The 17,746-nt window shown below is 28.5% G+C and carries 34 protein-coding genes; 23 read left to right on the top strand and 11 right to left on the bottom strand.

Going from position 1 to position 17,746, the window contains the following annotated elements:
* Nucleotides 1–150: 150 nt before the first annotated feature.
* Together FJQ98_RS16585 and FJQ98_RS16580 are read right to left on the bottom strand one after the other, a co-directional pair.
* Nucleotides 151–306 carry a hypothetical protein gene (locus FJQ98_RS16585; protein WP_158003044.1) on the bottom strand — a complete coding sequence of 52 codons (156 nt, stop codon included), beginning with the start codon at nt 304–306 and terminating at the stop codon, nt 151–153.
* A gap of 392 nt (nt 307–698) precedes the next feature.
* Nucleotides 699–1,073 carry a hypothetical protein gene (locus FJQ98_RS16580; protein WP_053595677.1) on the bottom strand — a complete coding sequence of 125 codons (375 nt, stop codon included), beginning with the start codon at nt 1,071–1,073 and terminating at the stop codon, nt 699–701.
* A gap of 89 nt (nt 1,074–1,162) precedes the next feature.
* Between FJQ98_RS16580 and FJQ98_RS27675 the strand changes: the two genes are divergently transcribed.
* Entirely contained in the window at nt 1,163–1,531 is a 369-nt protein-coding gene (locus tag FJQ98_RS27675; RefSeq protein ID WP_053595678.1) for a DUF5983 family protein, read from the top strand.
* 137 nt (nt 1,532–1,668) lie between these two features.
* Here the strand turns inward: FJQ98_RS27675 and FJQ98_RS16570 are convergent, their stop codons facing one another.
* From FJQ98_RS16570 to FJQ98_RS27235, 9 genes are all read right to left on the bottom strand, one after another.
* A complete protein-coding gene (locus FJQ98_RS16570; RefSeq protein ID WP_053595679.1) occupies nt 1,669–2,112 on the bottom strand; it encodes a hypothetical protein in 444 nt (147 codons plus the stop codon).
* 163 nt (nt 2,113–2,275) lie between these two features.
* A complete protein-coding gene (locus FJQ98_RS16565; RefSeq protein WP_053595680.1) occupies nt 2,276–2,650 on the bottom strand; it encodes a hypothetical protein in 375 nt (124 codons plus the stop codon).
* Between the two features lie 306 nt (nt 2,651–2,956).
* Nucleotides 2,957–3,160 (bottom strand): hypothetical protein, encoded by a 204-nt coding sequence (locus FJQ98_RS16560; RefSeq protein WP_053595681.1) that lies wholly within the window; start codon nt 3,158–3,160, stop codon nt 2,957–2,959.
* Between the two features lie 202 nt (nt 3,161–3,362).
* A complete protein-coding gene (locus FJQ98_RS16555; RefSeq protein WP_053595683.1) occupies nt 3,363–3,731 on the bottom strand; it encodes a hypothetical protein in 369 nt (122 codons plus the stop codon).
* Nucleotides 3,732–3,808: 77 nt separating this feature from the next.
* The gene (gene dnaN, locus FJQ98_RS16550; protein ID WP_053595684.1) at nt 3,809–4,906 is read right to left on the bottom strand and encodes a DNA polymerase III subunit beta; all 1,098 of its coding nucleotides are present in this window, start codon (nt 4,904–4,906) and stop codon (nt 3,809–3,811) included.
* Between the two features lie 115 nt (nt 4,907–5,021).
* A complete protein-coding gene (locus FJQ98_RS16545) occupies nt 5,022–5,234 on the bottom strand; it encodes a hypothetical protein (RefSeq protein WP_053595685.1) in 213 nt (70 codons plus the stop codon).
* Between the two features lie 53 nt (nt 5,235–5,287).
* Nucleotides 5,288–5,458 (bottom strand): hypothetical protein, encoded by a 171-nt coding sequence (locus FJQ98_RS16540; RefSeq protein ID WP_158003045.1) that lies wholly within the window; start codon nt 5,456–5,458, stop codon nt 5,288–5,290.
* 48 nt (nt 5,459–5,506) lie between these two features.
* Nucleotides 5,507–5,980 (bottom strand): hypothetical protein, encoded by a 474-nt coding sequence (locus FJQ98_RS16535; RefSeq protein WP_053595686.1) that lies wholly within the window; start codon nt 5,978–5,980, stop codon nt 5,507–5,509.
* A 109-nt stretch (nt 5,981–6,089) separates the two neighbouring features.
* On the bottom strand, nt 6,090–6,707 hold the full coding sequence (locus tag FJQ98_RS27235; protein WP_053595687.1) for a DNA-directed RNA polymerase subunit alpha C-terminal domain-containing protein: 618 nt from the start codon (nt 6,705–6,707) through the stop codon (nt 6,090–6,092).
* Between the two features lie 1,344 nt (nt 6,708–8,051).
* Here FJQ98_RS27235 and FJQ98_RS16525 point away from each other — a divergent pair.
* From FJQ98_RS16525 to FJQ98_RS16420, 22 genes are all read left to right on the top strand, one after another.
* On the top strand, nt 8,052–8,381 hold the full coding sequence (locus FJQ98_RS16525; protein ID WP_053595688.1) for a hypothetical protein: 330 nt from the start codon (nt 8,052–8,054) through the stop codon (nt 8,379–8,381).
* 525 nt (nt 8,382–8,906) lie between these two features.
* Nucleotides 8,907–9,956, top strand: a complete 1,050-nt coding sequence (locus tag FJQ98_RS16520) for a DUF262 domain-containing protein (RefSeq protein WP_053595689.1) — start codon at nt 8,907–8,909, stop codon at nt 9,954–9,956.
* A gap of 196 nt (nt 9,957–10,152) precedes the next feature.
* Complete coding sequence (locus FJQ98_RS16515) at nt 10,153–10,407, top strand: hypothetical protein (RefSeq protein WP_053595690.1); 255 nt, start codon at nt 10,153–10,155, stop codon at nt 10,405–10,407.
* A 36-nt stretch (nt 10,408–10,443) separates the two neighbouring features.
* Nucleotides 10,444–10,584, top strand: a complete 141-nt coding sequence (locus tag FJQ98_RS16510; protein ID WP_158003046.1) for a hypothetical protein — start codon at nt 10,444–10,446, stop codon at nt 10,582–10,584.
* 40 nt (nt 10,585–10,624) lie between these two features.
* Nucleotides 10,625–11,008 carry a hypothetical protein gene (locus tag FJQ98_RS16505; protein WP_053595691.1) on the top strand — a complete coding sequence of 128 codons (384 nt, stop codon included), beginning with the start codon at nt 10,625–10,627 and terminating at the stop codon, nt 11,006–11,008.
* A gap of 32 nt (nt 11,009–11,040) precedes the next feature.
* Nucleotides 11,041–11,745 (top strand): DUF5677 domain-containing protein, encoded by a 705-nt coding sequence (locus FJQ98_RS16500; protein ID WP_053595692.1) that lies wholly within the window; start codon nt 11,041–11,043, stop codon nt 11,743–11,745.
* Nucleotides 11,746–11,783: 38 nt separating this feature from the next.
* A complete protein-coding gene (locus FJQ98_RS16495; protein ID WP_053595693.1) occupies nt 11,784–12,011 on the top strand; it encodes a hypothetical protein in 228 nt (75 codons plus the stop codon).
* Between the two features lie 33 nt (nt 12,012–12,044).
* Nucleotides 12,045–12,275 carry a hypothetical protein gene (locus FJQ98_RS16490; protein WP_053595694.1) on the top strand — a complete coding sequence of 77 codons (231 nt, stop codon included), beginning with the start codon at nt 12,045–12,047 and terminating at the stop codon, nt 12,273–12,275.
* A 36-nt stretch (nt 12,276–12,311) separates the two neighbouring features.
* Nucleotides 12,312–12,482 carry a hypothetical protein gene (locus tag FJQ98_RS16485; RefSeq protein ID WP_158003047.1) on the top strand — a complete coding sequence of 57 codons (171 nt, stop codon included), beginning with the start codon at nt 12,312–12,314 and terminating at the stop codon, nt 12,480–12,482.
* A 29-nt stretch (nt 12,483–12,511) separates the two neighbouring features.
* Complete coding sequence (locus FJQ98_RS16480; protein WP_053595695.1) at nt 12,512–12,718, top strand: hypothetical protein; 207 nt, start codon at nt 12,512–12,514, stop codon at nt 12,716–12,718.
* Between the two features lie 51 nt (nt 12,719–12,769).
* Nucleotides 12,770–13,051, top strand: a complete 282-nt coding sequence (locus tag FJQ98_RS16475; protein ID WP_053595696.1) for a hypothetical protein — start codon at nt 12,770–12,772, stop codon at nt 13,049–13,051.
* Between the two features lie 23 nt (nt 13,052–13,074).
* On the top strand, nt 13,075–13,257 hold the full coding sequence (locus FJQ98_RS16470; RefSeq protein WP_053595697.1) for a hypothetical protein: 183 nt from the start codon (nt 13,075–13,077) through the stop codon (nt 13,255–13,257).
* A 29-nt stretch (nt 13,258–13,286) separates the two neighbouring features.
* The gene (locus tag FJQ98_RS16465) at nt 13,287–13,475 is read left to right on the top strand and encodes a hypothetical protein (RefSeq protein WP_053595698.1); all 189 of its coding nucleotides are present in this window, start codon (nt 13,287–13,289) and stop codon (nt 13,473–13,475) included.
* 34 nt (nt 13,476–13,509) lie between these two features.
* Nucleotides 13,510–13,734, top strand: a complete 225-nt coding sequence (locus tag FJQ98_RS26540; protein ID WP_053595699.1) for a hypothetical protein — start codon at nt 13,510–13,512, stop codon at nt 13,732–13,734.
* Between the two features lie 50 nt (nt 13,735–13,784).
* Nucleotides 13,785–14,414, top strand: coding sequence for a hypothetical protein (locus tag FJQ98_RS16455; RefSeq protein ID WP_053595700.1), 630 nt, complete (start codon nt 13,785–13,787; stop codon nt 14,412–14,414).
* 240 nt (nt 14,415–14,654) lie between these two features.
* Complete coding sequence (locus FJQ98_RS16450) at nt 14,655–15,587, top strand: endonuclease NucS domain-containing protein (RefSeq protein ID WP_053595701.1); 933 nt, start codon at nt 14,655–14,657, stop codon at nt 15,585–15,587.
* Nucleotides 15,588–15,737: 150 nt separating this feature from the next.
* Nucleotides 15,738–15,887, top strand: coding sequence for a hypothetical protein (locus tag FJQ98_RS16445; protein ID WP_158003048.1), 150 nt, complete (start codon nt 15,738–15,740; stop codon nt 15,885–15,887).
* Nucleotides 15,871–16,290 (top strand): hypothetical protein, encoded by a 420-nt coding sequence (locus tag FJQ98_RS16440; protein ID WP_053595702.1) that lies wholly within the window; start codon nt 15,871–15,873, stop codon nt 16,288–16,290. Before FJQ98_RS16445 ends, FJQ98_RS16440 begins: the two co-directional genes overlap by 17 nt.
* Before the next feature lie 49 nt (nt 16,291–16,339).
* Complete coding sequence (locus FJQ98_RS16435; RefSeq protein ID WP_053595703.1) at nt 16,340–16,711, top strand: hypothetical protein; 372 nt, start codon at nt 16,340–16,342, stop codon at nt 16,709–16,711.
* A 117-nt stretch (nt 16,712–16,828) separates the two neighbouring features.
* Complete coding sequence (locus FJQ98_RS16430) at nt 16,829–17,047, top strand: hypothetical protein (protein WP_053595704.1); 219 nt, start codon at nt 16,829–16,831, stop codon at nt 17,045–17,047.
* Nucleotides 17,048–17,088: 41 nt separating this feature from the next.
* Nucleotides 17,089–17,541 (top strand): hypothetical protein, encoded by a 453-nt coding sequence (locus tag FJQ98_RS16425; protein WP_053595705.1) that lies wholly within the window; start codon nt 17,089–17,091, stop codon nt 17,539–17,541.
* A complete protein-coding gene (locus FJQ98_RS16420) occupies nt 17,510–17,704 on the top strand; it encodes a hypothetical protein (RefSeq protein WP_143114912.1) in 195 nt (64 codons plus the stop codon). Before FJQ98_RS16425 ends, FJQ98_RS16420 begins: the two co-directional genes overlap by 32 nt.
* Nucleotides 17,705–17,746: the final 42 nt, after the last annotated feature.

Genomic DNA, 17,746 nt, shown 5'->3' with positions numbered 1-17,746 from the left:
ATTCAAATTTTCGAAATCAATCCATTGATACATCAAGAATGGCAGAAACACAATGAAAAATAAATTTAGATAACCGATTTTCTTTAGCATATTTTAAGCGAGTATGGTAATATTATTATCAATAGGGAAGGGGAATAAATCCCCTCCGACTTATTTGCGACTTTTCTTCTTGCGTTTTGCGGACGGCTTAGAAGATGGTCGCTTTTTGTTTGTCCTCATATCATGTATGTCTTTTAAGGAAGAAGTAATTCCTTTAAAGATTGCTACGATTGAGCCTGTTATCATAATAATATGTTCAATATCCATACTTCACTTTTTCAACTCCTTTCCTTTAATATAATTCTATTATATACCATAAATGCATAAAACACAATACTATTTATGTATTTTATTATTTAAAATTTAAACTAATTATACTTACTCAACTTGTAGACTCTATTATTTTTAAATCTGATTCTATATTCTTCATCAGTCTTTTTAATCATTTCAATTACTTTTCCATTTATTATTTCTATTCCACGTAAACTTTCTTCTATATCATCATTACATACGTTTATAAAATGTAACTACCCATTATGAAGCGGTTCACATTTCCACTTTTCAAATTTTAATTTTGTAGTAGGTAGTGGGGAGGTGGTTCTATATTTAATTTGCGAATAAATACACTTATGATGTACTTTACGTGTAATCATAGGCAATTAAACCACAGTTTTAACTTCTCTAAAGTCATGTAGAGAGATGAAACCTCTATTAGTATTATTAATGTTTTCATTATAAAAGTCATGTCCTAAAGCCTTTTCAATTCCTTCTGGTGAATACTTAAATGTAAATGCATAATCATCATTGATAAACTTCTTATTTTTACACACTAAATATAAACTGTTGTCAAAAAGATTACTGTATATTCCTAAAGGAATTACTTTTTCCATCTCTAAGCGTGTTTTAAGTGCTTCTAATAATTCATTAGGTAATTGATCAAAACGGTACATATTAAGAAAGAAATGGTCTGTCATGTTATTATTTTCATCAAGGTACATAAAGCAACCTGTTTCTTTTACTATTTTAATTTTCATTTTTAAAACTCCTTTTCATTTTGTATTTTATTAATTATCTTAAAAATACACGTCCTTCAGTATGATAATATTGATTATTTGAAAACGAAATGATAAAATACTTTTCTGAACTAGCGAAAGGAATGGTTAAAATTTTAAGTCGAAACATATTAACATTTTCCACATTGCACATATCATCTACCACAAGATATATATTAAAAAATCATATTGAAAATTTAGATTTATTGATATATCCAAAAGATGATCATGGTTATTTTATTATGGTTGATCTTGAGAAAACAGAAGTCTCTAAGATTCCGAATGATTTATTGTATCTTTTGCGATTAGCTCATATGCATGATTGTTACTACTTAGAATTAGATGACGATTATCCTCCAGAAGACGATGTTCTTCTTACTGTATATGATCGAACGATAGCAGAAGAAGTATCGAAAGATGTTTCAAATAGAGAGTCCTAAAAGGGCTTTCTATCATACTTTGAATTTCTTTATTTATAGCACGTACAAATATACGGAAATAACCTACCATATTCATAAAGAAGTAGATAGGTGATTCATAAGAACGTGTATTATACTTGTATAAGTATTATCCAATTTCACGCTATTCTCTGGAATAAATTAATTATAATATCGTTTACATCATTCTTTTTTATTTCTCCTTCAACAGCTTTTAGTATTAGAAGTGAGTGTAGTTCTAAAAATTCGTGCTTTGGTAGTTTGTTTTTTCTTTCATTATATATTTGTTTTATATCTTGTAGTGATAATTTTAGCACATAATCCACAATATCTTGCTTTTGTTTAAACTTTTCTTTATCTTTCTTTCTCATCAATTCCTCTCTGTTTAACTCTAAAGCTAAATCATGAGATGTACTGATGAAGTCCTTCACTCCTTTGATATAGTATGGAATCATTTGACCATTTTCTAAACGCTCTTTGATCATTAATTCATGAGCACTGTGTGGGTCAAGTTTTGTTTGTAGTAGATAATAAGTAACATCATTTTTCATTCTAAACATTTCTTCTTTTGTTCTTCTAGCCAAATTAACACTCCTCATTATATGTATTTATTTTTATAAAAAGCATATATTATAAAATCTTTTCGGACTTAAAAGCTAATCTAAATAAATAACTTTTACTAATTTACTTACTTAGATTAGCTTTCAAGCAGTCAACTTAATGACTCGTTATGCTCATAAACTTCAGTCAATTTGTGTATGACTCAATTAAATGGTACATTTCAGATACAATTCCTTTTAGTTCATCAACTTCTATTACGTATGCTTCATCATAATTAAATACGTTCATTCTAACGACCTGATCTATTGCAACAGCTTCATTTGGAACTTTTAAACCGTTTTTTCTCAAACTTCCAACACTTGCATATTCTCCAATGATTTCGTATCCATGAGTATCATTAAATTCTTTTTCTACTACTACTGCCATTTTATAAAGGTAATTCATTACAGAAGAAAAGCTACCAACAAAGTTACTGAATTGTATTTCATAAAGGTCATGGTCTTGTAAAAACTCTAAGCCATTAATTGTAATCTCTGGGTTACTTACATTGATTTCTTTCATTTGTTTCAACCTCCAATTAATATATTTGTTAATACTTATTATACACTACTACAGATAAATTACAACTAGTTTTATGTATTTTATTAATTAATTTTAGCGATTACAAATATGAACATCAAAATTGCTATAGCGTTGACAGATAAAGCTATCTTATAGAATGACACTTTGTCTTGTGGAGCATCTTCTGGAGTCCAAAAATAATTGTCAATTGTAGCTATACATTTTTGCATCAAGATTTAGTTCACCTCACTTTATGGATATGGTAGGGGACATACAATGAAATGGTTATATCATTTAGTTTAAGTTTTAATCATCAAAAGTAATTTCATTTTCAGCTACTATAAAATCATAAAACAAGTCTAATTGATCCAAAATGTCCGTTACGTCGTTTCTATCAATAATTTCATTTTGAAGCTGTTCGTGTTTTTCATCATATTCTATATTGCATTCTCTTAATGTATGAAGTAGTGAAAAGTAAATAATTTCAGCCTGTACACGATTTAACTTCATTCTTAATTCACTCCAATTTATTTATTTTAATAACCGTCAATAATTGCATGTGCAATGTGATTATCTAACCATGTAGCATAATTAAAGTTGGTCTCGTTATTGTTGTATTGATCTTTATATAAATTTATAGAAGATTCATAGTCACTAAATAAAGGCTCTAACATATTGTTCTGCATTACATTTACAAATTGATTATACATACTCATTCATCAACAGCCTCCAATCCTGTTAATTCCCATAAAGAATCATCTACAAATGTACCAATAAACTTTTTACCACGATGAATGGAAGTGGTATCAATTTTAAAATTCTCATCTATTTTATAATCATTAATCCCAACATAAATTACATTTTCGAATTCAGCCTTTGGATCAAGGAAGTAGTGTCCAATTTCATTACTGTATATATAGAATAATTCAGTTTGATTGTCTTTTAAGTTGTTCGTTTGAACATGAGTATATTTATTTGAAGTCTCTTTTATTTCTTTAGCTAAGGTATCATTATTTGTAGCTGCTCCAGTGAATAGTGTAAAAGCTGTAACGACTGAAAGTAAAATATTTTTGATTTTCATAATTATTTACCATCCTTTTTTGTATTTTATTATTTTAATAGTAGGAAAAGAGGGAAGAAATTCCCTCCAATATTTAATTAAGCAATTCGTACTGGTAAAATTAATTGCATAGCTTTATTGTCATTAGATAGTGCAATAAATGGACGCATAGAACCAGTGAATTTAAATTGTGTATTTTCTTCATTAATTGCTTTTACTGCTTCATTTAAATAAATAGCACTCATAGCAATTTTTAAATCTTCTCCAGTTTTTTCACCTTCGATATTTGCAGTCATTAATCCACTTTCAAAGCTTTCCGCTAACATTTCAATTTTACCGTTTAACTGCATTTTTACGGCATGATTATGATCATCTTTGGCAATAGTTTTTAACATGTCAATTGACTCGACTAGTTGACTACTATTAATAATTGCTTCTGTTCTAAAATCTTCTGGAATTAAGCGACTAAAATCTGGATAGTTACCTTCAATATTTTTAATGCATAGCTCCACATTGTCAAACTGAACTATTGTAAAATCTTGATTAAATCCAATTTCAATACTTTCAGTTTTCTTATTTAACATCTTTACAGATTTTTCAAGTGTTTTACCGTCAATAACTGTATCAATGTTATCTAATTGACTAGGCACTGTATAACGTCCTAATCTGTGCGAGTCAGTCGCTACAAAGTCGATATGGTTATAGTTGTCTGTACGTACACATACACCTTTTAAAACTGGTCTTGATTCGCTTTTAGCTACTGCAAAAGTTGTATTGTTAATCATGCGTCTATACTCGTTGACGTCCATTGTCATACGCTCATATTCAAGGCTAGGTAGTAAAGGATATTTGTTTGCATCTGTAAACATTAATTTATAATCAATGTTACTTGCTTTTATATTTGCCTTATTATCTACTAGCATATCAATTTCAATATCAAGTGCCTTTGATTTCTTTAAAAAGTCATTCAACTTCTTATATTCTAATACCAGTGATCCACTTGTTTCTGTTTGTAACGTATCGATCACTACACTTGCCATTGCATCTTGATTTCCTGCAATTAGTTGTAACGTGTTATTTTCTGTTGTTGTAATTTTTACACCAGATAGGATAGGTAGTTTTGTTTTACTGTCAATAAAATGTCCTAGCTTTTTAAGACCTTCTAATAATTCGATGCGATTAATTGTTGTTTTCATAATTAATATTCTCCTTTTGTTTATGTATTTTATTATCTAATTTATTGTAGTCTAAATTCGGAATAAATACAAATTATTTTATGTATTTATTTATATAATATTTACTATTATGAAATTAGACAGCTTTGTACCCATTAATATAATGATTTGCATAATCCCACTTGTTTGTATCATAGTTAATTTCTAACGTTAATACTAAGCCATTTTCAAAAACTAAATCATGTTCATAGCTTTCATGTGATTTTTCTTCTTTTTTAAGTTTTGCACCAATTTCTCTATTGCTTAATTCTAAATAGGCAGGTATTGACTTATAATTAATTTTTCTCATTTCTTATATTCTCCAATCTTTTTATTTTATAAAATACTGTTTTTAATTAAAGTTTATTTGTTTTTAAATCTTTCAATACTTTCAATCATTCGTTTTTCGTTCGCTTCTTTGTGTATATCATTCCACCTACACAATAAATTCCATGTAGTTTCAACCTCTGAATTTAAACCATTAAAACCATCCATAATTGAAAGTAATTCGCTTTGTTTTATTTCTATATTCATTCTCCATACACCCTTTACTTGATTATTTTTATAAAATAGTATTTTTAATTAAACTGCAGCACTAATTTTTCGTTCAGCTGTTGATAAGATGCATTTAATATTGTTGATAGTTAAAGCCCAATTGCGAGCTAAAAGCTTGTTTCGCTTGTCAGTTAGCTTGTCATTAAGTTTTACCATTGCATCTGATAATAACTGTTTTACACTAGTTAATTGTTGTGTAGCTTGCTGATAATCTTCTTTAGCAGCTGATACCACACTAGAAGCTAATTCTTTAAAATATGATACAAGTTGTACTGTTGTTGAATTTTCAATTTCTAATTCATTGTTTTGTGTATTTTCTACTTTAACTTCTAACTTAGCTAATTCAGTGTAGTGATCTGTCAACATTGTAATAATTTCACCTTTATGCATTTTGCGTTTTTCTTCACGGTTATACCATGCTAAACCTTCTTTATTTGCTGCTTCCTGCAACTCTTTAGCTTTCATAGTAGATAATACGCTGATTTTGTTTTGTAATTTCATTTTAATTCTCTCCTAAGTGTATATGTATTTTGTGTTGCAACCTCCCTCAAGAAGAGGGAACGCTCACAGCTTAATGCCTGTTTATACTCGCTGTGACGAGTTCGTTTGACTATACGAATTTAATATTTAAAATCTGTTCTATTTCATTTAAAGAATTTCTTCCTAAATTTCTAACTTTCATCATTTCATCAAGAGTAGCATTTTTTACTTGTTGTACTGTGTTATATCCAGCACGTTTTAAACAGTTGAAAGAACGAATGGATAATTCTAATACTTCAATTCCTTGGTTATTATCATTGTTTTGACTGATAATATTGATATACAAAGACATAAATTTATTTTCTAATTTTAAATTACGGTTTTCCTGTTCTTCTTTAGATAGATAGCCTACATGCCCATAATATTCAAAATCAGAAGCTTTAATAATAGCAACTAATTCATTTTGTACATACTCTTCTTTAGATGAAATTCGAGCAATTGTATCTTGAATTAATTCGCTGATACGTTTGGTATTGTCTGTGTCTACAAACTCACGAACAGCGAAGTATTCAACTTCTTCATTTACTGGATTGAATGTTACGATAGTAGCGATAAATGAACGATCATATATAGTTTGACCGTACGAGTTGTGCTCTCTCGACGTGAAATCTACAGCCGATTGGATAGAATTTTTAAAACCCTTAGACGTAACAACCATAATATTTTCAGCAACATTAAATTTTTTCATTATATTTTCCTCCTATTAAGTAAGTACTTTATAAAATTACCTATGCTCGTGTCATCGCTACTTTGTTGCTTTGTACGCTCACTCGTTAGAGGTCTTGGCGACTAGGTGACTTTATAAAGTACTTATTTTTATGTATTTTGTTATTTAAAGTGCAAGTCTTTCATAACTTAATTTCAAGTCTTAATTTTAATATTACTTGGAAGTAAGTTATTTTGTATTTCTTAACTGTCCTTATATTACCATGTATAGATTATATTCGTCAATGGATTTTATGTATTTTATTATTTAATTTTTATTGATCTGTTCAAAACGTTGATATTACAGTGTTTATTAGAAGCATAACATAAATTATTTTGAGTTTCTTCCTATTAAATGAGTAAAACTCAAAATGTGATCTTTACAAAAACAGCAAATGAGAACAAATATTTGCATATGTGTTGGATCACATTCATATTCACAGGAATCAATTTAGATATTTAATCTTTCCTCAAATTTCAGAATAAAAATCTCTAATATATAACAGAAAGTGAAAAATATCGCCACGACTTTTCCAGAAATCTCAAATGAAAAATTCATAATTAATAACAGCGTGCGGAGAATAGAGCTGAAATTTTTTCATGAATATATTTTGCTAGTGGTTTATCAAAAGTGGAAAGTTGATTTTAACATTGAGTTATTGGTGGTTGATGTACTTGTATGAACATAAGGAGGTTTAGAGGTAGTCGCATGTTACATCTAATAAATTTCAATTTAGTGCAAATCTTGATGACTAATGTGAATTGAATAGGCTAAATAGTTAATTTCTACATTAATAAGAAGAGATTCATTAAGTTCTCTCTTTAAGAAATAAATAATAGGCAGCACCAGAGAAGTATTTACAGCCTCTTCGGATCATTTAAAGCTGTAAGTGTAGATTCAACGGAAGATGATTCGCCAACCTCTCTCTAATAAGAAACACGATTTTAAACCAATAAATAAGCAAAAATGGATGAAAAGTTAAAATTAAGTAGATTATTTTTAAAAAACACTTGTATCTTACTTATAAGATATATATAATTTACTTATAGCTTACTTGTAAGTTAAATTTCTGAAAGAACTTAAAAGTATTGATGCACAAGAGTTTAATGAAGTTTATTTGAAATAACCTAACAAAATTGCTGGTCTGTGAGTAGCTGATTTAACGAAGTAGATAACTAAAAAACACATATCACCCATTAATTAGTTATTGTTATTTCGAATGGAATATGAAAAATAATCCAATTTTCAGTTATACAAGTTAAGTTGATGTGATATACTTAAGAGGGGAAAATAAAATAACAAAATAAATAAAAAGGAGAACGGAAAATGATAAATCAATTAAAATTAGTTGTAAATAATTCAGTTGGGTACAATTCAGAGATTAACTATGATAAATATGAGGTTTATAATACTTTATTACATATGAATGAATCAGTAAGAGAAGAGTGTATTAATAATATAAATGAAGAGTACGGCTTTGAGTTAGTTGATAAATATGACTTAGCGCGATATGAAATTTCGATCAATAATTCAAATGAAGAAGTAGAGCTACCTACATTGTTTACACCAAGTTTCACTAAAGATGAAACCGATTACTATAAAGATCAAATGAAAGAGCTGCAAAAAGGTTATATGAAGTTGTTGGCTAATCAGTAGAGTAAAAAGTATATTAATATGTGGTGTAATGACGCTTATTTTTTAAACTTTAAATAAACATATACATAACGTTTTGTAGTGAATGGTATTTAGTGACACAGAGAACAAAAACTCCAGTCTACGATTACGCTAGCAATGCCAAAAGCTATTTATTATATGTGTTTATTTAATATCTCAATATTATTCAAATTAAAGTGTTGGGAGAGGTAATATCAATTATGATCTTGATATATAAAATGCGAAGAAACTATAAGCCTATGTATGAAATTCAGAAAATATAGAATTTGTAAAAATGAAATTTGAAATCTGTAGAATTCCCTAAAGTAAAAATTGAAATGCACAGAATTTCATAAAACGAAATCTCAAAACTATAGAATTAAGAAATCAAAATCGTAGAATTTTACATTTTTAAAAATTGAAATCTGTAGAATTTTATAATACGAAAATAGAGATAGATAGAATCTTGATTTTTTAATTGTGTGATTTTGAAAATTAAAATCAACAGAATTTTAAGGAGTGAGGAAAATGATTAAAGCAAGTATGCCTATGTCAGTTAATAAATTTGAGAAACTTATTGAAGATGAAAGATTGAATTTTGATTTTCCAATTCAAAGAGCAGATGAGCAATGGAATCTAATGCAAAAATCATTACTAGTACAATCATTAATTGTTGATTATTTTATTCCTCCAGTAGTTACTGCTGCAGAAGTAGAAACTAAAGATGGTAAAACAGCAAATACCTATTGTGTTCTTGATGGTAAACAACGTATTACAAACTTAGTTTCGTACTTTAAAGGTGAATATGCTTTACATCCAGATACTCCATCAGTGAACGTTGATGGTACTTATTTTAGTATTGGTAAAATGAAATACGAAGATTTACCTGAACCAGTTAAAATAGAATTTCAAACTAAGACATTAAATATGTATTATCTAAGCGATATAACAGAAGAACAGAAAGTAGAATTATACTATCGTTTAAATAATGGTGTGTACCTAAGTGTTCACCAGAAGAATAAAGCAGTTATGGGTGTAAGCGCATCTATTAAACTAAATAAATTATCAGAACACCCATTTATGACGAAGAATGCATATTTTACTCCATCACAAAAACGTAAAGGAGAAGATCAAGCAGTATTACTTCAAACTTTAATGTTATTTGATGAAGAATATGAGTTGAAGTCATTTGCTAGTGATGAATTAACAAAGTATGCTGAAAGACTACATGAAGAAGTGAATGAAGTGATTTTTGAAGCTTTAGAAAAAGCTATGTCTGTTTTACATGATGCTTATGGAGATGATTCAGACAAGTTTTTATTAAGAAAGATCAATTTACCTACATTAATATATACAATGAAACATTTTGATGATAAAGGCTATAATAAGCAACACCTTATTGAGTGGTTGAAACTTTTCTCCGACACAGTACAAGATAAATCGGATGAGATACCGACTAATTATAAAGAGTTTGCAGGTTCATGGGGAATTAAGAAGGTAAATGTGTTAGGACGATTAGAATCAATTACAAAGCATTTAGACGAGTTCTATATTCAAAAGGTAAAGATTGAAGTGTAAAATTAAATAATAAAATACACAAAATACATTGACTTGTAATTTGTGATTATGGTAATATCAGGTTTAGAATAAATGGTGGCTTCGACTAATTATAAATACTAATTTAAATTTGTAGTTGGAAGTTGTATACCATTTCAGTATCAATTAAAATTGATCTATAAAAGTATAATATTATTTAAAATGGAGGAATGAAATAATGGCAAAATTAACAAATGTTCAGTTAGAAAAAATTCAAAAAAATTTTGAAGTAGATGGAGATATACTTGTGATTAATCATGAAGAAAGTCAATATGTCGGTGATATTTATAAGATTAAACTTAAACCAAACTCATTGATTGATACAGAGCATCATCCAATTAACCTATCTAAGCACTGTATAGAAATGATTAAACAAATTGTAGGCGATGGTATTTCATTTAACAACACTAATACTACGTTTTGGATTCAATGAAATCAGCATTTTATAAAATATAAGGAGGAAGTAATTATGAATATCAAATGTGAAAATTGTAATTGGGAAGGTAAAGAAGAGGATTTAATTCACGTTGCTGATGATTACGGATCAGGGAAGTTAGAAACTTGCCCTAATTGTAAAGATAGTTGGCATTTACATGATGAGGAATACTAGATAATAGAAGTCTTTTATCTAAACGATAGGGAGATACTTTATGGCAGATATCAGATTTGCAGTGAGTGATGATTACCTAAGTGAATTTCAAAAACATTCGATGGAAGGATATATCACATCGTACACTTTAGAGCTAGACTTTTTCGATGAAGTAGAAGTAATTGGTGTTATTAATATAATTTTTGACGTAATTGGGTATGGAATAGATGGTTTTGATGGAGGTATTGATATTTCATATCAAGTTATGTATTTTCAAGATCCATTGAACAAAGAAGATTATCTAGACGATAACGAGGCTTTCATTTATATTTTTTCAAACTATGGAAACGATATAATGACTGTAGTTAACTTAGCTTATGATGCTTTAGATGATTTCTATACAAATGGTACTCCATTGAACAAATTTGCGTATCATTTCAAGTAAAATAAAACAGTGATTTTATAGGAGTAGAGAAGATGGATTTAAACAATATCATGAGTGAAGTAAGAGAAGCTCACTATAGAATTTATGAGCATTCAGTAGAAAATAAACAGGATATAAATGCATTAGATCAATCTTTAATATTCTTATCTAGCAATGCATTTTTGGAATTGAAATCATTGGTAGTATTGGTTGAAAATAAAGCTTATCATGGCACTTATAGTTTATGTAGGAGCATATTAGAAAAATTTATTTATATGAGATACATTTTAGAAAAAGATTCAATGAACCGAGCTGAAGACTTTCAATTATCAAATTTAAAATCTTGGATCGAGATATACGAAAAAACTAAAAAGATGTATCCAGAACAAGTGCCACCTATTGATAAAAACGAATTAAATGAATGTAAAAAACCATTCATTTCTTCTAAAGATAAATATAAATGGTATTGTGGTAGTGGTACTAATTCAATTTCAAGGTTATTTAAATATTTTAAAAAAGATAAGTATGGATATTATTACATGAAGTATAGTGGTGAAACACACGGTAATGATTCGATCGCAAAATTTATAGATACTTTTAAATTAAATTATGACAAAGAACAATATGATAATTCAGAGGTTGTGTACATTGCGTTAGAGGCTTTTTGTGATATTTTAAAATCACTAATTGACCACTACAATCTCAAAGAGATAGTTACTTATTCTAATATTTATGAAGAATATACAGTGAAATTATAAGATAAAATGAAGTTATTATTAAAAGGAAGGTGAAGCGAATGTCAAAACAACCTGTGCCAAATTATATTTTAAAGAAGGCTTTACAACTGAATGAGCTAGATGCAAAACAGAAGAAATTGATCTCTGAAATTAAAAATTGGATGAATTTAAGTGGCTACTCTTATGATGATATTGTAAATGAAAATGGCATATTAATGAAATTGGCGATTGGTGAATTTGAAAATATAGATGATATCAAACAAGCTTTTGATAACTTAAATAAATGATATAGAACTATTATTAAAATTAGGAGTGATTATATGTATGAACGTGTTAAAGGTGTATTTAATCCAAAAAATTTAGATACTTTAAAAGAAGAATTTAAAAGTGAGATAGGTAAAACTTTAATATTTAGATATGCATGGTTAATGGATGATGACGATCCATTTCCTAATGAATGGGCTTTGATTTGTGAAAGTGAAAAATCAACACTGCATAGAATATGGATTCCTAAATTTGATTTAGATAATATTGAAATCCTAGAAGACTAACATTAATAGAACTATTAGAAAAGGGGAGAAACAGTTATGAAATTCGAAGTCCAATATGAGCAAAAGTCTACTCGTATAATGATAGTTGAAGCTGATTCATTAGAAGAAGCCGAGAAAAAGGCATTTGATGGTGAATACGAAGATGATTGGGAAGAGGATTCTTCAGAATTTAGAATCCTTGATATTAAAGAAAGTGAAAATCAGTAGAACTATTATCAAATAAAAAAGGAGAAATTATGTCAAAAATAAAAGAAGTAAAATGCTCATCTTGTGGTAAACCATTCAAAGATGATGGGAGTGATATTGTTTGTACTGATGTGCGAGGGGGCAGCTCAAAAGATTACTTACATGAAGGATGTCATTACGGATTCCTTGCTGAATGGACTACTAACAACTGGATGGATTATGAGGAATTTATAGATGCTACTACAGAAGATGAATAATTATCATAGTTAGATAAAACACATCTATTATAGAAAGTGAGGTGAATGATCTTGAGAAATATGCCGTATGAAATAAAACAAAAGCTACGTCAATATAACAAAGCGAATCTTAAGGCGAAGTCTTTACACGATGAATTGGTGGAAATTTTTGAAGAATACGGAGTCCCTTATGAAAACTTAACTGCAAATCAAGAGTATGGTGACTATCAGGAAGAAAATTCAACAGAAGGTCTTGCATTTATTAATAACAACGAAGGGGATATTGAAGAGAATATTGCTGAAATTGAAGAAGTATTTTTGCACTTTGTTAATCGAAACAGCAGATCGGTATGAAAAAAATGTCAAGGAGGGTTTATGTGGGAGAAATTGTTTTTAATGATGGTAAATGGGGAATTGTCAAATTCGAAAATGGTGTTAGAGCGTTTAGTTATAGTGGTAGAACAACAAGAATTCATGACAATAGGTTTGAAATAATGAAACAAAGTTCTATTCCGAAGTACATAAAAGAGAAAATGATTGAAGTCCTTGATTCATATTGAATAAATATAGTATGTAGGAGCGATATACAGTGAATGCAAATATGAAAATAGTTAGAGATTGGATAATCACGCAGTCATACGAAACTGCAATTATTGAATTAGAAGGAGAGTACGATACTGTTCCGAATGAAGTGTATAAAGCTTATTACTGCTTATCATACATAGAAAAATTAAAAGTTTTTAGAAATGCAGTAAATCATATTATTAAAAACTACTAAACGAGAAAATTTATTTAAGAAAGGACGATTATACATGGCGTATCAAACACCCACATGTAGTTGTGGTGGAAAGCTGTTATTTGTCGAATTAGAATACACAGAAGTTCATTACAGAATAACTAAAAAGGGAGAAAAATCTAAAAAAGTTTACGATAAGGTTGATAAAATTGGAGTAAATGAACAGTTGATGAAGTGTGAAGATTGTGGAAATCGTTATTCCTGGAATCATGATGATAAGGGAAGAATTATTATTGGTTAAAACAGTAAAATGTTATTAAAGTATAAAATACATAAAAGGATATTAATTGAATGAGTAAGGAGAGTACAATTCGGCTACAAATACCAACTGAAGTTGTTAGAAATATTGGATTTAAAATTGATGAGAAGTCATTTGCTATTTATGCATTTTTACTTTATCAGAAATTTCGTTCTCGTGATAAGAATGACCCTATACTTCAAATTGATCATGTCGTTATGAAGAATAATTTAGGTATCAATGACAATAGAACATTAAAAAGATGCTTTAAAGTGCTTTATGACCAAAAGTTAATTAAGAATGAGATAAGTAAATTTCCAACCAATGGACAATTAAAAGTTGAACTGTTGTATCCATACAGAAAAGATTGGTTCACGCAGCTACCTTTAAAATCACTAAATAGAATTGAAGAAATAGGTCATCATGGATATCGCTTGATGTATTACTATGAATCATACATAAACAGAAATGACATATCACAAGACTACTGTTATCCATCGTACATATCTATTAGAGATGATTTAAAAATAAGTGACGATACTTTGACTAAATACAATACCCAATTAAAAAAGTTAAAGTTAATCACTATAACTAAACACGAGGTACAATTTGATAATCCATTAGATGAAAATAGATTCACAAGATTCAATAACCATTACCGTGTTAATTTATTTAATGTTTAATTGTAGATAGAGGAGGAAGAAGAAAAAGGTAATTACGATTCTCACTTTTCGATAGAAAATGAAATCGTATATACTGGTTCTTAATGTATATTATGTATCTTGTTCTTTATACACCCCAATTTATGCAAGGGCGATTAGCATATTTTATCCGTCGAATTAGCATTTTAACTCCTTAAGGGTTGCAAGAATCGGGGTAAGGGAATTTCAATGTTAAAAATGAACATAGAAAAGGAGGATTTAATGAAGTATAAAATGCCGTTAAAATACATCTTAAATGAAGATAGAATGATTACAGATGTCGTATTTACAATTATTTTCGCTATAATAAATAGCGAAAACTTTACCAATGGTTCTGATTATAAAATAAAAAATAGTGAATTAAAGTATCTATTGGGTGTAACTGATAATCGAACCGTTAATAAAAATTTAGAGATAATTAAAAAAATGAATATAATAGAAGATTACGTAATTACAAATAGAGGAATCTTAATTGTAAAAAGGATTACAGTACCAGAAGAGATGTGGAAGGTGGAATTACCTGATTTAATTTTCAATAAACACAGAGTAATATGGATTATTTTTTATTTAAATTATTATCGTACACTTCAATTAGAGAATCAGGATAAATATTATTTTAGCTTTGTGTCTACTAAGAATATGTCTTCAGTTTTAAATTGTTCCGAGGAAACTATGACAAGAGCGTTAGAAGAATTAAAAGCAAATAATAATTATAAAATTTTAACTGAAAAATTCATATTTCCAATAAAGGACAAACACAGGATAATCCTACCGAAGATCAAAAATAATCCAAGAACTACTGATGACGAACGAAAACTAGAGGATTATTTACAAAATAACATAAGTTTAATTGAAGAAGGAATGACTTTTATCGATAGACAAGTACCTGTAGATCATGGATTTATCGATATCGTAGCGAGAGATAAAAACGGTAGTAAGTGTGTTATCGAGTTGAAATCTGTAAATAATGATAAAAGATTACCTTATCAATGCTTATATTATCCAACACAAATAAAAGGAAATACTAGGATGTTAGTAGTAGCACCAGATTATCGTGAAGACATGTTGGTGAGCCTAAATAAGCTTGATGTTGAATTATATACATATGAAATGTCGAATGATGATTACATAATTAACAGATTTGGGGTTAGGTAAAATAAGCTTTAATTAAACCGTAGAGAACGTATATTAATTGGATATATAAAGTGTACCGAAAAGCATTAAGATAGCTAAAATCAATTGCAAATAATATTAAAAGTTAAATAAAAGATAGATATTATAAGAATGATTAGGAGGAGAGAACCTATGAGCAATGATGTAGTGTATGAAGGAGATATTGTAATCATAAATGACAAAGAAAAAATATCGTCATCTGAAAATAGGAAAGCATTAGAAAATGGAGTGCCTTATTTCGTTACAAAATTAGGAGTATCTAAAGGTGCCTTTTTATATTGAGGTTTATGGAAAAAGTATTCTGCTATTTGATTCAGATATGCCTAATATTGAACATATAACAATTGCAGAAAGATGTGAATATAAAGTGGGAGATCACATAGCTATAGTGAACATTAATAGAGTAGATAATGCTGAAGAGAATGGATTTTACGAAGGAGTTGATTACAAAATAACTAATACTGTTGGAGATAGAGACATTATAATTACCAATAACAAAACAGAATTGTGGATAAAAGAAAATGAATTTCCATATATCAAACAAGTAAATTCTCTTGCCCCAATTATAAGTGAAACGACTGTTGATAGCACAAAAGATATTCAAAAATTAATTGATGAAGCTTTAGATTGTAGGGATTTTAAAACTCTTGAAAAATTAGTAACTAAGCTAAACGCAATTAAATAATAACTGAATATTATATAAAAAAATACATAACAAAAGGATTGAATGCACCTTGAATATATTAGAGTTAATCAATAAAAGTCCATACAATTGTGATTTAGTAGAGTGTGAATTTCTATTGAATCATTATAAAAGTTTAGACAATACATATGATTTCAAGATGAAAGTTAGAGCAATAGAAAGACAAATAAAGAAGTTAACAAAACCGAAACAAAAACTACAATGGGAATTGGACGCAGAGGAATATATAGAAATCACTAAAAGATGGGAATCTTTAGGTTGTTATTGGAAAGATAACTCATATTATTGTAAATGGTATTATAAAGATAAAGAGTTTTATATGTGGTGGAGTGGATCTCATATTTCAGACAATATTATAAAAGCTAGAGAAGCTGATAAATTGCTAGACAAGTTTTTTACTTGATGGTGAGTTTGACATAGGTGATATTGCACCTTGTCCAGACGGATTCACATTTGATGATGTAAGTAAGGCAATTAACAATTATGAACAATTTGTAAGTAGAAAATAAGGGGGATTCAGGTGATTGAAACAAGTCCTACTAAAGAAGAATTAGCTAATGAGATAAAAGTTCTTAGAGGATATATTCATGAAATATCGGAAGTGTGGCACAGTTATCACATAGATGGTATTTCAAAGAAAAAGTATATCAATAAAGTAAATAAAGTTCTAAATAAATATTATTCAAATGAAGAAATCGATTTAGATATATCTGAATTAACGCATGAACTATTTCCATAAAAGTGATTTATTATAAAAATACATAAATAAGGGGAATTAATATGAAGCCTTCAACACATAAGAAGATTAAAAAATTTAAATCAAAATCTCTCAATACATATTACAAAATCATGTATCCGTTAGCATGGCTAATTGATAAATTTGAGAAGTATAAATACGAACGGCTTAAGCGTAAAGTGACTCCAGAATATGCTGCAAAGTTACTCTCAAAAGAAATTTATAAATATCAATGCAAAAGCATTTATGACAATGAATCATACGTAGTCATTGCTGATTATGTAGATACTGAAGAGTATATTGATCCATATCGTGCAATCAAATATTTTACAAATTTCAAGTCTAAAGCAAGAAAGATAAGTAAAATATTGAATCGTAAGGATATCAACGAAAGTTTCTTTAATAAAGTCATGGAAGAGTTCAATAAGATAAATGAATATACATTCGTAAAGGTAATTGATAACAATGCACAATATAAATGGGGTAGACGAAGCTAAACGCTACATAGAATATCAACGACATAACTTACGTAAACCACGTACATATACATATTCAGCAGGATACTCTAATTACGGTGATTTTGTACCTTTTAGAAATTTACTATTACAGATGGGTGAGCAATTAAATAAGGAAGAGGTAGTAGGTCAGTTAAGGTATTAAATAATAGGATAGTATTAAATAAAGATAAATATTTTTGAAGTT

This window comes from Lysinibacillus agricola (assembly GCF_016638705.1).
GTDB classification, from domain to species: domain Bacteria; phylum Bacillota; class Bacilli; order Bacillales_A; family Planococcaceae; genus Lysinibacillus; species Lysinibacillus agricola.
The sequence above is the reverse complement of the archived record's forward strand: the minus strand, read 5'-3'. Positions and strand labels throughout refer to the sequence as shown.

Bases quoted from the DNA above. Each gene is read 5' to 3' on its own strand.
- FJQ98_RS16585 (WP_158003044.1), bottom strand. From the start codon at position 306: ATGGATATTGAACATATTATTATGATAACAGGCTCAATCGTAGCAATC.
- FJQ98_RS16580 (WP_053595677.1), bottom strand. From the start codon at position 1,073: ATGAAAATTAAAATAGTAAAAGAAACAGGTTGCTTTATGTACCTTGAT.
- FJQ98_RS27675 (WP_053595678.1), top strand. From the start codon at position 1,163: ATGATAAAATACTTTTCTGAACTAGCGAAAGGAATGGTTAAAATTTTA.
- FJQ98_RS16565 (WP_053595680.1), bottom strand. From the start codon at position 2,650: ATGAAAGAAATCAATGTAAGTAACCCAGAGATTACAATTAATGGCTTA.
- FJQ98_RS16560 (WP_053595681.1), bottom strand. From the start codon at position 3,160: ATGAAGTTAAATCGTGTACAGGCTGAAATTATTTACTTTTCACTACTT.
- FJQ98_RS16555 (WP_053595683.1), bottom strand. From the start codon at position 3,731: ATGAAAATCAAAAATATTTTACTTTCAGTCGTTACAGCTTTTACACTA.
- dnaN (WP_053595684.1), bottom strand. From the start codon at position 4,906: ATGAAAACAACAATTAATCGCATCGAATTATTAGAAGGTCTTAAAAAG.
- FJQ98_RS16545 (WP_053595685.1), bottom strand. From the start codon at position 5,234: ATGAGAAAAATTAATTATAAGTCAATACCTGCCTATTTAGAATTAAGC.
- FJQ98_RS16540 (WP_158003045.1), bottom strand. From the start codon at position 5,458: ATGAATATAGAAATAAAACAAAGCGAATTACTTTCAATTATGGATGGT.
- FJQ98_RS16535 (WP_053595686.1), bottom strand. From the start codon at position 5,980: ATGAAATTACAAAACAAAATCAGCGTATTATCTACTATGAAAGCTAAA.
- FJQ98_RS27235 (WP_053595687.1), bottom strand. From the start codon at position 6,707: ATGAAAAAATTTAATGTTGCTGAAAATATTATGGTTGTTACGTCTAAG.
- FJQ98_RS16525 (WP_053595688.1), top strand. From the start codon at position 8,052: ATGATAAATCAATTAAAATTAGTTGTAAATAATTCAGTTGGGTACAAT.
- FJQ98_RS16520 (WP_053595689.1), top strand. From the start codon at position 8,907: ATGATTAAAGCAAGTATGCCTATGTCAGTTAATAAATTTGAGAAACTT.
- FJQ98_RS16515 (WP_053595690.1), top strand. From the start codon at position 10,153: ATGGCAAAATTAACAAATGTTCAGTTAGAAAAAATTCAAAAAAATTTT.
- FJQ98_RS16510 (WP_158003046.1), top strand. From the start codon at position 10,444: ATGAATATCAAATGTGAAAATTGTAATTGGGAAGGTAAAGAAGAGGAT.
- FJQ98_RS16505 (WP_053595691.1), top strand. From the start codon at position 10,625: ATGGCAGATATCAGATTTGCAGTGAGTGATGATTACCTAAGTGAATTT.
- FJQ98_RS16500 (WP_053595692.1), top strand. From the start codon at position 11,041: ATGGATTTAAACAATATCATGAGTGAAGTAAGAGAAGCTCACTATAGA.
- FJQ98_RS16495 (WP_053595693.1), top strand. From the start codon at position 11,784: ATGTCAAAACAACCTGTGCCAAATTATATTTTAAAGAAGGCTTTACAA.
- FJQ98_RS16490 (WP_053595694.1), top strand. From the start codon at position 12,045: ATGTATGAACGTGTTAAAGGTGTATTTAATCCAAAAAATTTAGATACT.
- FJQ98_RS16485 (WP_158003047.1), top strand. From the start codon at position 12,312: ATGAAATTCGAAGTCCAATATGAGCAAAAGTCTACTCGTATAATGATA.
- FJQ98_RS16480 (WP_053595695.1), top strand. From the start codon at position 12,512: ATGTCAAAAATAAAAGAAGTAAAATGCTCATCTTGTGGTAAACCATTC.
- FJQ98_RS26540 (WP_053595699.1), top strand. From the start codon at position 13,510: ATGGCGTATCAAACACCCACATGTAGTTGTGGTGGAAAGCTGTTATTT.
- FJQ98_RS16455 (WP_053595700.1), top strand. From the start codon at position 13,785: ATGAGTAAGGAGAGTACAATTCGGCTACAAATACCAACTGAAGTTGTT.
- FJQ98_RS16450 (WP_053595701.1), top strand. From the start codon at position 14,655: ATGAAGTATAAAATGCCGTTAAAATACATCTTAAATGAAGATAGAATG.
- FJQ98_RS16445 (WP_158003048.1), top strand. From the start codon at position 15,738: ATGAGCAATGATGTAGTGTATGAAGGAGATATTGTAATCATAAATGAC.
- FJQ98_RS16425 (WP_053595705.1), top strand. From the start codon at position 17,089: ATGAAGCCTTCAACACATAAGAAGATTAAAAAATTTAAATCAAAATCT.
- FJQ98_RS16420 (WP_143114912.1), top strand. From the start codon at position 17,510: ATGCACAATATAAATGGGGTAGACGAAGCTAAACGCTACATAGAATAT.